Genomic DNA, 13528 nt, shown 5'->3' with positions numbered 1-13528 from the left:
CAAAATGCGCTAGCAGAAAGGGTTAATGGAATATTGAAACAAGAATTCCTTTTTTCTAAAACAAAGAATATTCAAGATCTAAACTTATTAGTAAAAGAAAGTATTTATCTTTATAATACTAAAAGACCACATTTAAGTCTTAATATGGAAACGCCAGATAAAGTGCATAAAAAATCCGAAGAAATAAAATATCTCTCCGGATTAAATATTGTTTAATTTATGTCAACCTATTTTAGGACGACTCATATGAATTAAAAAGCCATTCACTATATCATGTTGTAATAATTCCATGCAGCAACAAATACACCTGCAGTCTCAGTTCTAAGTCTTTGATTCCCTAGAGAAACCGCTTTGATTTTATGCTCAGCAAGAAACGCAATTTCCTTTTCAGAAAAATCTCCCTCAGGGCCAATTAAAAAAGTAATTTCCTTCATGTTGGGAATGCTTTTAAGTTCAATTCTTTCCAGATTCTCATGACAATGTGCCACAAAAGTAGTTTCAGGATGAATCTCTTTTAAGAAATCAGTTAGTTTTACTGAATCATTGATAATCGGGAAATGAAATCTCAGACTTTGCTTAGATGCGGCAATAGCTTGTTTCCTGATTTTATCAATATTAATGTTTTTACGTTCTGTTTTTTCTGTAATGATAATGCTGATTTCTGAAATACCCATTTCCACAGCTTTTTCTACAAAAAATTCTATCCTGTCAATATTCTTGGTTGGGGCAATGGCAATATGAAGTTTAGGAGTAAAGCCTGAAAGATTATTTCTGATTTCTGAAACCTCAATACCTGCTTTTTTTCCTTCTATAACCAATTTTCCTGAAGCTAAAGAACCTTTTCCATCGGTTACGTGAATTTCCTCTCCATCTCTCATACGAAGAACTTTCACAATGTGCTGTTGTTCTTCGTCGTTGATGATTACGTTATGATCTGCTATTTCTCCGTAAAATAATTTCATATATCCTGAGTTAGGAATGCAACTCCTGTTTTGATGGTTGTGTAAATATCCGTATCACATTCACGATAGCTGCACATGTATATTTCTTCTATCCACTTATCATTAATGAAAATAAGATTTAAATATTCCTGCTTTCTTAAGTTATTTTTTATGGATAAATAATCACCTTCTTTGGGACTATAAGGAAAGCTAAAAAGGTGTTCTGAATTTATTTTCTCAATAATTTCTTCCTTTATATCCTGAATGTATCCTGTTTCAGAACTTGCCGGAAAATAATCGTTGTTGTCTTCCAAGCTTTCATTTTTGCCAGTCACTGTTTCCAGAACCCAATAATATTTTGAGTTCTTTTTAGAATGGGTTCCCAGTACTTTTTCTTCTAAGAGTATTTTCATAAGTCGTATTTTGCCGTTGCTGTAGTTCTCAGATCGGTAAATTCACCTCTTTCGAATTTCAGTTGTGCTACCATAGCAATCATGGCTGCATTATCAGTGGTATATTCAAATTTTGGAATGTAAATATTCCATCCTAATTTTTCTTTATTGTCTTCCATAGCTTTTCTTAATGCAGAATTGGCAGAAACTCCACCGGCAATAGCCACATCTTTTACATCAAGATCTTTAGCTGCTTTTTCAAGTTTATTCATCAGGATCTCGATGATGCACTTTTGTACGGAAGCACAAAGGTCGTTCAGGTTTTCTTTGATGAAGTCCGGATTTTTTCTGACTTCTTTCTGAATGAAATACAAAACAGATGTTTTAATCCCACTGAAAGAATAATCATAATTGTCCAGTTTGGGTTTATTGAATTTGAAAGCATCAGGATTTCCTTCTTTAGCAAGCCTGTCGATAATAGGCCCGGCAGGATAATCCAGGTCGAAAATTTTTCCAATTTTATCAAAGGCTTCTCCGGCTGCATCGTCCGTTGTTTTTCCGATAATTTCCATGTCAAAATAATCCTTTACCAATACAATCATAGTATGGCCACCGCTTACGGTAAGACATAGGAATGGAAAAGTAGGCGGCACAGGATTTGCATCCTCGATGAAATGGGCCAAAATGTGCGCTTGAAGGTGGTTAACTTCAATTAATGGAACATTAAGACTCATAGCCAGAGATTTAGCAAATGATGTTCCTACAAGAAGTGATCCCAAAAGTCCGGGGCCGCGTGTAAATCCTATAGCAGAAATTGCATTTTGTTGTATATTTGCTTTGGTAAAAGATTTTTCAACAACGGGGATTATATTTTGTTGATGGGCTCGCGAAGCCAATTCAGGAACCACACCTCCATATTCTTTATGGATAGCCTGGTTCGCAGCAATATTTGAAAGAATAGAATTCCCCTTGATGATAGCTGCTGAGGTGTCGTCGCAAGACGATTCAATACCTAAAATTATAGAGTCGCTCATAATAATGGCAAAGTTAGAGAATAATAACGAGAATGAGAATAAAAAATCTGTAGCTGAAAACCTAGGGGATCAGGTACAGAAGACTGTTGAAAATGTAGAAGGAAAGGTTCGGGAAACAGTGAAAGAAGCGTCTGAATTGGCTTCAGATGCGATCAATCATCCTGTAGAAACCGCCGAAGAGTTTGGAAAACAGGCAATAAAAGATGTCACTAGCTATACCTGGTGGGCAAAGCTTCTCCTTATTCTATTTTGGTTAGGTATTGTTCTTGTCGGAGGGATTCTTATTGCCATCAACCTTCCGGTCACTAAACAATGGGCTGCAGACCAGGCTTTGAAGCTTGTGAATAATGATTTTAAATCCGGATTTTCTACTGAAAGTGTAGATGTAAACTACTTTGGTGATGTTACCATAAAAGGATTAAAAGTAAAAGATTATAAAGGTTTAGATTTTATTCAGGCTCGTGAGTTTCGTGCCGATTCTGATTGGATTTCTCTTGCTGCAAATGCGATCTCAGGAAAAAGTAATTCTTTAAGTTTCAATTCTCTTACACTTGTGAATGCAGATGTGAAGGTGATTACTTATAAAGGAGACAGTATTTCGAATTTTGTCCGATTTACAGAGCTATTTGATGACGGAAAGAAAAGAGATCCCAAGAAACCTCCTTTTCAGCTGAACTCAAGAGTACAGATTATAGATTCTAAAGTATCGATTGTTAATCAAAACTCTCCCGATGATCATGGGAAATGGCTTACCGCTACAAAATTTAACTTAAAAGCTCCTAATGTAAAGGTTGTTGGCCCTAATATTACGGCGCTTATTAATAATATGTCTTTTGTTACCTCCAGATGGGGAAAATCTCATATTGTAGATACCTTTTCAACAGAACTGTCTTTAACCAAGCAGTTTTTGTCATTAAAAGACCTTACCTTAAATACAGACCATACTTTATTACAAGGAGACATTAAGTTTAATCTTCATGATGGCTCATGGGCCGATTTTGCGGATAAAGTACGTTGGGATATGAATATTAACCAGGGCAGTCAGGTGAGCGGGTATGATATTAGTTATTTTGTAACCAACTGGGATAATATCAAGCCATTCAATCTTTCAGGAAAAATGACAGGCCCTTTAAATAAATTTCATTTAGAGAACTTTCTGATCCGAAATCCTGATGTGAACATTGCTACCAAAACAATGAAGGTTGATAACCTGTTGAATGGGCATTTTTCTATTGAGACCAAAGATCTTTCTACAGATTTTACTTATAAAGACCTAAAGGCTATGATGCCTACTTTTATTTCCAGTAAAATGAAGAATTTTGCTGATGATTTCGGGAAATTGAAATATAACGGAACAGCAAAAGTAAATCCTGATCAGATATATGTTGATAACGGAAATTTAATAACGGGGATAGGACAAGCCAAAATTTCTAAACTTTCATTAACGGGGTATAGCACTGCTATGCCTAAATATTCAGGGCATTTAGATGTAAAAGATCTTAATACTTCTATTATCACCAAAAATAAATCGGTGGGCTTGATCTCTGGTAATTTTGAGCTTAATGGACAAAGTTTTGATGTAAATACCATGCGTCTTACCACCAAGTCTCAGATTTCCAGCATTGAGATCATGGATAAAGTGATTAACAATCTTTATTTGGACGGTTTATTAGATCATAAAAAATACAATGGGCTGATTACGGTAAATGATGAGCAGGCAAAAGCAACAGTGAAAGGGTTAATAGATTTCAGTACTTCCAAAATTATGATGGATGTAAATGCGGATGTTACCCAATTGAACATGAATTATTTTACCAATAAACCGGGAAGCCAAATTGTAAGTGGTCAGGTAGAAGGTAAGATGGCTATGTCATCTATTAATGATCTTACGTTAGATGTAAATGCTAATAATCTTCATTTTGCAACGGCTACTCAGAAATATAATATTCCTACTGCTAAACTAAAAACCTTTATTGAAGCAGGGGGACGCGTTATTGATGTAGATGCACCAGGAGCTGCAACCGGAAAAATATCGGGAAAATATAGTCTTACGGATCTTGTAGGGATGGTGGAGAATGGGGTCGGAAGGATTCTTGTGGGGCCACCACCAAGAAAACTATATCGAGGACAGAATTTTGCAATGAAATTTGATGTTCAGCAAGGATTGGTGAATTATTTTTTACCGGATCTGAAACTTCCTCATGGAGCTTTGGTGGAAGGCGAATACAACGGAGATTCCAATAATCTAATTTTGAATCTGGATGCAACGGCTCTGAAATATATCATGACCAAAGAAGAAGAAATTACCGATGCTGATAACGCTTTGGCAACTTCTAATCCTGATTATCAGATCAACAGCAGAAAGAACCTTAGCAAAGATAGTGCTATGGTAGATAGCCTTAAAGTAAGGATCAATACAGCAAATCTTGCTCAGCAGTTGTATGCAAGGGTTAATAGATTGGAATACAATAAAAATATCATCAAAGATTTCGAGCTTAAAGGAAATAACGAGAACGGAAATACTTTGCATCTTGCTACGGTATTCAAACATGGAAGCCCGGAGGATGAGATCAATGAAAACCTCAAAGAATATGCAATTAATGTAGATCAGTCTACAGATGCTGCAGGTGATTATGTCTTTAGGTTTGAACCTACTGAAGTTAAATTTAATGAAGTCTCCTGGGCTATTGATACCAGTCCGGAGCTCAATCATTCCATTACTTATAGAAAGAATACTGGAGATTTTGAGATCAGAAACCTACGGGTTTATTCTGATAAAAGTGCTTTGTTTATAAAAGAAGCACAATTTAAATCCATCAAAGATTTTTATGTAGATGCTGATATCAGCGATTTTGAAATAGAAAAATTACTGGAAATGCAGTCCGGTGGAAATGGCATGGATATCAAAGGATTGGCCAACGGAAGTGTAAAGATCAAGATGGATAAAAGTACTTTGCAGCCTTTGGTGGATCTTACCGTAGATAATATTAAGATGAATGGTAATGATATGGGAGAAATCTCAATTTCTGCTACCAACGGATTCTCACTCAACGTCTATGATATTGATGTAAAGGTACATTCCGCAGGGATGTTAGGAAACAATAGTTTAAGTATTACAGGTACTGTTAACAATAATACAGCTTCCCCTGATATTGATCTGACGGCAGAAATGCGTGATTTTGATCTTTCATTTACCCAGCAGTTTGTGCATACTATTTTTGGAAATCTCAGAGGAAAAGCAACCGGTGATCTTAAAATTAATGGAAAGCTTAAAAACCTTGATTATAGTGGTGATATAGCCTTGAAAGATTTTGGATTAAAACTTTTATTTACCGGAGTAGATTATTCATTTGATGATACCGTAATTCAGCTCAGCAAAGGACTTGCAATTCTCAACAACATTGAGGTGCATGACGGAAGATCAAACTCTAAGGGGAATATTTCCGGGGCGATCCGATTTGAAACACTTTCTTCAATGGGGGTAGACCTGATCATGAGAGCAGATAATCTTTTGGTACTGAATTCCACTCAAAAAGATTCTGATTTGTTTTGGGGAAGAGTATATGGACAAGGTGACCTGTATGTTTCCGGCCCTGTATCCGGTCTAAGTATAAACACCCCTAACATGAGAGCACTTAATGGAAGTACTTTCACCTTTAATTCAGGCTCGACATCCAATGTTGAAGAATTTAAAATGCTAAGGTTCCTGAAAGAAGGAAAAGACGGGTTGGTAACACTGGAAGAAAAGAAAAAAACAGGAGCCAATATGGATATTGATTTCAATTTGGCTGTAGATAAAGGAACTACTGTAAACGTACTTATTGGAGATGATGTGGGAAGCATTACTGTAAAAGGGATTGCAGAACCACTGAGGTTCCACATGAATAGACAGGGAAATATTGCCATGAATGGTACTTATAAAGTGGATAACGGAACCTTTATTTCTAAAGCAATTCTTAATAAAACCTTCCAGATTCAAAAAAACAGCAGCATCAGATGGGATGGTGATGCGATGAAACCAGCGTTGGATATTACAGCTAACTATGTTAGAATGGTTTCCAACGTAGGGGAATATTTGAGTATGGGAAAATTACAGCCTATCAGTATTCTCTTGCAGGCTAATATTACCGAGTCGTTGGTAGACCCTAAAGTGGAGTTGAATGTAACGGCAATGGATGTATCCAGCCAGGTGAGAGAAACATTGGCCGCAAAAATGAGTCAGGAAGGAGAAAAAGTACTCCAATTTGGTTCTGTGCTTTTGTTGAGCACATTTAACGTATCGAATAGTGGTGGAGTAGAAGTAAATATGGGTAATGTTGCAGAATCGCAAGGATACAACATGCTTCTGAAGCAGCTGGGATCTGTTCTTAATACCATGAGTAATGAATTTCAGATTGACCTGAATTATGTGAAAGGTGACCAGAATTCAAATACAGCAGATAGAGCGAATGCGGGGGTGAGTGTGGCTCTTTCACCAAGGGTGAATATCAAAACCGGATTGGGTATTCCGTTATCTAAAACAGAAGCCAGTACAACCGGAGCTCAGAATAATTATCTGTCAGGAGAAGGATCCATAGAGTATGATTTATCTAAAAAGAATGATGGAACTTTATTGGTAAGAGGATACTCTAAGCCTACCAACATTGGGATGATCAGTACAAACGGAACTGCTAATCAGGCCTATGGAGTAGGGGTGATGTGGAGTAAAAGCTTTAATTCTTTGTTTAAAAAGAAGAAAAAAGATAAAAAAGTATCCGAAGATAAAGCCGAAATAAAAACAGATTCTATAAAATCAAATGCTAAATAATCGGAATATTTTAATGATTTTTATCATCCGTGTTAATTATTGTTAATATTTGAGATATTTTTTTTAGTTAAATTATTTTTCGTAAATTTGCAAAAAATACATAGATTTTTTAAAGAAATTGTAATTTAACTAATATGAACTATCAACTGGACGAAATAGACAAGAAGATTCTTGATTTCTTAGTAGAAAACACAAGAATGCCTTTTACTGAAATTGCTAAGCAGATGGATGTTTCTGCTGGAACAATTCACGTGAGAGTGAAAAAGATGGAAGATGCAGGTATTATTTTGGGATCATCTCTAAACATCGATTATGGTAAGCTGGATTATCACTTTACAGCTTTCATCGGAATCCTTTTGACAAAATCAAACCGTACTCAGGAAGTATTGAAAGAATTGTCAACTATTCCTAACGTAATCGAGGCTAGCGTTATTTCCGGGAAATATAATATTTTCTGTAAAGTAAGAGCTAAGAATACTGATGATGCTAAAAGAATTATTTATCAGATAGACGACATTCAGGACGTAATGAGAACTGAAAGTATGATCTCTATGGAAGAATTCCTAAGTGATAAAAATAGACTGATTAACGCGATCTCTATTTAATTCAAATTTTAAACGAATAACTATAAAAGAACTTATGAAATCTCTCATAAGTTCTTTATTTTTGTACCTATGGAAGAATACAGCTATTTTGACGAAGATCCGAAGAAAGGATGGGGTTTTGTACTGGCATTTGCTGCCTTGATGTTGTTTACCGTAATGGGACTGGGAATAGATGTTGATGAATACCTTCAGCATGAATACCTGGACATCCCAAGAGGGTACTTTTATATTATCTTTTCAATAGATGCCTTGATGATGATAGGACTGATCCTGATGTTCTTCTACAAGAAAGTAGGAATTATCATGTTCCCAGCCTTATTGGTACTGCATTTTTTTATGCATAACTATTATCTGTCTACTTTCCTGTATACGGATGTTACCAATCTTTTCCTTTTTACAGGATTTGGAATGTTGGCCATTATTCCGAAATGGAAGTTTTTTAAATAAGAGTTTCATTAGATTCTTATTTCGATATAAAAATAGCTTTTAAACATTGTTTAAAAGCTATTTTATTTTCTGCAAGTCATAATAGCGGATGGCTTTCTTTTTCAATGGATTTTTACTCCATTCCTTCCATTCATTGGTATAAGGATTATAACCGCATTTTAAAGGCTTTGAAACGTCTATGCCTTCCTTATGATGAGAACGTTCAGTATATGCCCTGCAATCTGTACAGATATACCTGAATTCACAGTCTTTACAGCCCTCTATGCTGTCTTTGGTAATATTCCAGTATCTTTTGAAATCAGGATGAGCTAATGCCTCTTCAAGACTTATTTTTTGAATGTTACCAAAGCTTTCCGGCATTAAAGGACAGTTCTTAATATTGCCTTCTTTATCAATCCCCATTTTTTTATGCAGACAGGAATTGTAATTGATAGCTTCCAAAACTTTGGGGAGATTGGTGTTGAAATACTTTACGTCTACTTTTCCGCAGGATGATATTTTTAGGTCTTCTGTTGTAAAAGTAATAATGAAACGAAGTTTACTGTTTAGTTTAATTGACCGCAATACAGAACGATATACTATAAGGTTGCTTATTCTGGATACTTTTTCATTTAGTTTTTGAAACCAACGAACGTCCATCTGGTTATGATAAGGGAGATAAATATCAATGTTTTCTAAAGGTGTATTTTCAAACAGAAAATCAATTGCCAGAATTTCGTCCTCAGTAAGATTATTTTCACAGAATATAATCAGATGTCTGCTCCTTAAATTTTCCATTGAATGTTTTATCTTACAAAGAAACTCTAGGTTGTTGAATTCTATAAAAATATCGGAAATAGTACTAGAATCAGTGTATTCATGAGATAATGATGGGAAATTATCAGCCCAATTATTCTCAGTAATGAAACCATATTCTTTTTCAAGAAGATGGTTGAGGTAGCCATCCAAAATTTCTTGAGACTCCTCATCGTAATGATTGAGAATATTTTCAATAGAATGAACCTTTAAATCTTCAATCAATTCATAAAATTCCAGCGGATACAATTCTGATGTATTTCTCTGCAAATCTGATACAAGGATTCTTGTAGCACCTTTTGTAATCAGAATGTTAGAAAATAAATTAAAATATTTCATAAAATTCTGACCAAAAATTTACTGGGTTTTAGTTTTACGTAGCGATTTGTCTGATATTTTTCACATTCTATGGTAACAGCACCAGAGTTTTCTCTTGTTTTATTTTTTACCACTTCTACACATTTGTAAATAAGAGGAAGTTGCTTTTTTTCTTTTGATATAAAATTTCTTTTCATAGATATTCTGCTATTTCTTTTTCTAATGAATAATTGCATTTAATTGATAAGCCAAGAAACTGACCTACTGCATTGACTTCTAAAAAATAATGTTTATCCCCGCTTTTAATAAAATCTAAAGAACCACAGTTGAGATCTAAGGATAACATTAATAGCCGTATTTTTTCTTCAATATCTTTGGGAAGATGATAAGGTACATTTCTGTTAGGTTTTTTAGTATTATATTTTCTGAAATCAATTTTAGTTTGTTCATCATTTTGAGAGAAAATGGCTGTTGACCATGTTTTTCCATTCAGATAAAAACTTCTGATTTCGAAATCTTTTTCAATTTTTTCCTGAAAGAAGGTCGTGAAGAAAGGTCTGGTTTCACGTTCTTGAACGATAGAAGTGTACATCATACCGCTGGAATTTTTGATAATGTTTTCCATTCTTGGATTTTCACCTATAGTTTTCATGATGGTTTTACCCAATTTCACATCATCAGTATTATCAGCCAGGAAATAAGGCGGAATGTCTAAACCATATTTTTGTGCTTGTTCCAATACCCATAATTTATTAATATCACTGGTACTTTCTTTGTTAATATGTTTTTTTGATTCCAGCTTTTTTCTAACATAATCTTCTAACCAATGCTGGTATTCATCCATACTCAGGTTAATAGAATTATTTTTATACTGTAATCTGTTGAATTGTAAACCACCTCGTCTGTACCAGACACTGGTGATATCATCGATAAAAAAACAATTTCTATAGCTTTCAATATAAATTCTTCCATTTTTTGTTTTGATATTAAAAACTTCATCTTCATGAACACGAATGAAACTTTTATTCATTTTTACTAACCACTTTATGACCTCAGTAGTTGTAGTCTCTTGATTTTGTGAGATAATCAAAATCATTTTTCAGCTTTATTCTTTTTATTATAATCTTTTATAATGGCATACCCGTGTTTTATACTTGGTAATCCTATGCTTTTTCGGTTACGATTGATAGCTGTAGAATCTTTTACAGAACTTTGTCCTATATATATGTAATAAGGAGGATCCTTTTTAAGGACATACAGATAATATCGGTCTATCATAGCAGCATAATCCCGAGGAGGGCATTCGCCTGATTTTATATATTCTAATATTTTGGTCTTGAAATATTGGTGATATTCATCATAATCAGCCATATGAAGGAGTAAAGGACCGACAGGCATAAATAAATTATTATTCCATAAGCCAATTTTTTGTATACTTGGAAATCCTTCATTTTCAAACATCCACTTAAGCATTTCAGCATTCTTTTTGTCATTTTTAATAATGTCCAAATTATTTTTGCGACTGTCTTGATCACGCTGAAAAGCAAGGCTGAAAGAATCTATCAGTTTTCTGTTATTTTTACTTTTCCATTCTGCAATATCCTGTTCCATTTCTTGGGGTGTTATGCCATTTTTTTGAAACAAATTCATAAGTGTGCTATCCTTTTTTTTGTACTGCCAATAGGGAGCAACTAAAAAAATAAGTTTATGAAGGCTCTTCTTTCCACCAAAATTTTTATGCTGCTGATCAGAGAGTCTGATATAAGTTTCATACTCTTCGATACGATTTTGATTTAAAGGAGGGTATTGTCTGAATAATTTTTTATATTGTTTTACAGTGGCCTGGATATCTTTTTTAAAGCGGTAAATACTATCAATATTATTTACTTGATTATAGTAAGTAATATAATTTAAGTTTCTGTTTTTGCAGGAAGAAATAATAAACAAAATTGTAATACAAGATAAGTATAAAAAAAATTTTCCCATACATATAAGTTTTTAGTAATGATATAAAAACAGATGATCGATTTGCTATGGATAATAAAGCTATAGAGGAATTATTTTCCTCTATAGCTCATTAAATATTAGCAGTTGCCTATATATAATGTATTTTTAAGTTCATTGTCTTTCCAGGTCTGTTTATCATAACACTCTGCACCACCATCTGTTGCTACATAACTGTAATTTCCTGCACCTTGAATTAATTTCAAATCTTGTCTTTGTAATTTCTTGTTTTCCGTTGAAGAGAAGTTTCTCTTCATTCCAACTAATTTTTTCATTTTTGATAGTTTTTTGTTTAATAAATTAATTTGTCATACAATCCCTGACATGGGTTTGATCATTCTAATATTTAATGAATACTGTACACATATGTATTAAATGCAGAATCTTTTCAACGTTGATATTCCCAAAACTAAAAAATATTACATCACTTTTGTGGGATTAAATTTGTAGATATATTGTAATATTTCATTACGGAAATCCGTAATGTGTACTCAATTTGGCAGGCTTATTCCTTTAAATTTAAGCAGGGTATAAAGAAATTATGAAAAAAATAGAAATAGGATGAAGTATTGTTTAGAAAGAAATTTTAAAACCAAAGTAATAATTAGGAAAAAAATGTATTATTTTCTATTGTACACAAATTGTACACAAATTATAATTTGCATCAGATTTTTTTTTAAACGATGCAGAAATTAAATGACAGTACTTTGATAGATTGTTTTTATGATAAAGCTTTTGTCATTGCTTACTCAGAAAATACACCCTGTAAGAAAGTCTCTAAAGCCATGTTTTCATCCAATCCGAATTTCTTTTTCAATCGGTATTTGGTCATTCTCACACTTTTAGGCTCTACGTTCAGAAGATTGGCAATTTGCTTGGTATCCATACCCAGATAAATGGTAAGATATATGTTTAATGGCTAAAGTAAAAAATAAGAGACTGTCTCAAAAAGATAAAATACTCCTTTTGAGGACAGTCTCTATGACTTATTACATTATAAAAAACCTATTGCTTTACCAGTATCCACTTCTGAGAATTGGAAGAGGGATTGCGTGTAGAAATCTGAATCCTAGTACCATTTCTGTCATCTCCTCCTGTTACGTCAAGCTGTTTATCCGGGGCATTGACAGGAGACAGACTATAGTCCCCATTCCCAACGTGTGTGATCTTCCATTTTTGGGCATTAGAACCGTTGTCTTTGTATAATTGCGTCAATGTACCATTGGTGGTACCGGTATTGACAACATCCAATGTCATGGAAGAAGCGTGTAGAGGCTTCAGTTTATAATAACCATCTCCTGCTTCAGTCAACTTCCATTTTTGACAATCATTTGGATTCCTATAGGTTCCCCACAAGACCACCGGAGTACTATTAGCTTTTCCACAATCCAGAGCACTTAAAGCACTCAAAGTATTGATCTTCGAGTACAGAATATAAGTGCCAGGATCAATATCATGTTCACCCCATAACGGATCAATAACCTTCCATACCATATCCTGGGCAAATGTATTTAGATTGGAAATACTTGGAAGGGCAGGATCTGCCCAAACCTTATCATCAACGTGTCGAATATACTTTTCCGGATTATTTGGCATAGAATTCTTTAGTATAATACCATCCTTACTTCCAACATTTTTGAAAGCACAAAATGTCGCCTCGGTTCGGCGATTAGCACCGTCAATGGTACCAACGCCTATCTGCTGTCCTTTATCTCCGGATGGGGCGTATAGATATTTTCCGGGGTTATTCACAGATTCAAATGAATAGCATGATTTATTGCTGAATCCTTTTCTTACAGTAAATGTAGCATCCWTACGATCTATTACATTACTTTTAGAATTGATTACATCCGTCCGTCCTTTGGATTTACTATGTCTGAGCACACGATCCATAAATCCAGAACTAGTTACCTGAAGCGAGATTGGTTTGTCTAAYTCCAAATTGGTTACGGGCTCAACATTCCATAACGGATCAATAACCTTCCATACCATATCCTGGGCAAATGTATTTTGATTGGAAATACTTTTAAGGGCAGGATCTGCCCAAACCTTACCATCAACGTKTCGAATATACTTTTCCGGATTATTTGGCATAGAATTCTTTAGTATAATACCATCCTTACTTCCAACATTTTTGAAAGCACAAAATGTCGCCTCGGTTCGGCGATTAGCACCGTCAATGGTA

The 13528-nt window shown here is 34.4% G+C and carries 13 protein-coding genes; 4 read left to right on the top strand and 9 right to left on the bottom strand.

All coding sequences use genetic code 11. The features are described from left to right. Positions 1-216: integrase core domain-containing protein (locus GTR01_RS24115; RefSeq protein WP_160136654.1), on the top strand; the 216-nt coding region annotated here is incomplete at its 5' end. Positions 217-266: 50 nt separating this feature from the next. On the opposite strand, the gene GTR01_RS24110 is transcribed toward GTR01_RS24115, so the two are convergent. From GTR01_RS24110 to tsaD, 3 genes are read right to left on the bottom strand one after another with little or no spacing between them, the layout of a single operon-like run. Then, positions 267-962, bottom strand: coding sequence for an RsmE family RNA methyltransferase (locus GTR01_RS24110; RefSeq protein ID WP_160140254.1), 696 nt, complete (start codon positions 960-962; stop codon positions 267-269). Continuing rightward, positions 959-1354 carry a hypothetical protein gene (locus GTR01_RS24105; protein WP_160140253.1) on the bottom strand — a complete coding sequence of 132 codons (396 nt, stop codon included), beginning with the start codon at positions 1352-1354 and terminating at the stop codon, positions 959-961. Before GTR01_RS24105 ends, GTR01_RS24110 begins: the two co-directional genes overlap by 4 nt. After that, a complete protein-coding gene (tsaD, locus tag GTR01_RS24100) occupies positions 1351-2367 on the bottom strand; it encodes a tRNA (adenosine(37)-N6)-threonylcarbamoyltransferase complex transferase subunit TsaD (RefSeq protein ID WP_160140252.1) in 1017 nt (338 codons plus the stop codon). The genes GTR01_RS24105 and tsaD overlap by 4 nt, the downstream gene beginning before the upstream one ends. Before the next feature lie 4 nt (positions 2368-2371). Here tsaD and GTR01_RS24095 point away from each other — a divergent pair, with 4 nt between their 5' ends. From GTR01_RS24095 to GTR01_RS24085, 3 genes are all read left to right on the top strand, one after another. Continuing rightward, positions 2372-7174, top strand: coding sequence for a translocation/assembly module TamB (locus GTR01_RS24095; RefSeq protein ID WP_160140251.1), 4803 nt, complete (start codon positions 2372-2374; stop codon positions 7172-7174). A gap of 134 nt (positions 7175-7308) precedes the next feature. Continuing rightward, complete coding sequence (locus GTR01_RS24090; RefSeq protein WP_065400659.1) at positions 7309-7779, top strand: Lrp/AsnC family transcriptional regulator; 471 nt, start codon at positions 7309-7311, stop codon at positions 7777-7779. A 69-nt stretch (positions 7780-7848) separates the two neighbouring features. Beyond that, a complete protein-coding gene (locus tag GTR01_RS24085; RefSeq protein WP_160140250.1) occupies positions 7849-8226 on the top strand; it encodes a hypothetical protein in 378 nt (125 codons plus the stop codon). 57 nt (positions 8227-8283) lie between these two features. Here the strand turns inward: GTR01_RS24085 and gwsS are convergent, their stop codons facing one another. From gwsS to GTR01_RS24055, 6 genes are all read right to left on the bottom strand, one after another. Then, positions 8284-9360, bottom strand: a complete 1077-nt coding sequence (gwsS, locus tag GTR01_RS24080) for a grasp-with-spasm system SPASM domain peptide maturase (protein ID WP_160140249.1) — start codon at positions 9358-9360, stop codon at positions 8284-8286. A gap of 172 nt (positions 9361-9532) precedes the next feature. Continuing rightward, entirely contained in the window at positions 9533-10435 is a 903-nt protein-coding gene (gwsG, locus tag GTR01_RS24075; RefSeq protein ID WP_160140248.1) for a grasp-with-spasm system ATP-grasp peptide maturase, read from the bottom strand. Then, entirely contained in the window at positions 10432-11325 is an 894-nt protein-coding gene (locus GTR01_RS24070) for a hypothetical protein (protein ID WP_160140247.1), read from the bottom strand. The genes gwsG and GTR01_RS24070 overlap by 4 nt, the downstream gene beginning before the upstream one ends. 98 nt (positions 11326-11423) lie before the next feature. Next, a complete protein-coding gene (locus GTR01_RS24065) occupies positions 11424-11618 on the bottom strand; it encodes a TIGR04139 family peptide modification target (RefSeq protein WP_160140246.1) in 195 nt (64 codons plus the stop codon). A 470-nt stretch (positions 11619-12088) separates the two neighbouring features. Next, the gene (locus GTR01_RS24060; RefSeq protein ID WP_228452338.1) at positions 12089-12229 is read right to left on the bottom strand and encodes a hypothetical protein; all 141 of its coding nucleotides are present in this window, start codon (positions 12227-12229) and stop codon (positions 12089-12091) included. Positions 12230-12348: 119 nt separating this feature from the next. Further along, on the bottom strand, positions 12349-13528 hold a 1180-nt coding region (locus tag GTR01_RS24055; RefSeq protein WP_185155164.1), incomplete at its 5' end, for an AbfB domain-containing protein.

The organism is Chryseobacterium sp. c4a, assembly GCF_009900745.1.
Lineage (GTDB): Bacteria > Bacteroidota > Bacteroidia > Flavobacteriales > Weeksellaceae > Chryseobacterium.
This window is presented reverse-complemented; position numbering and strand designations above follow the sequence as displayed.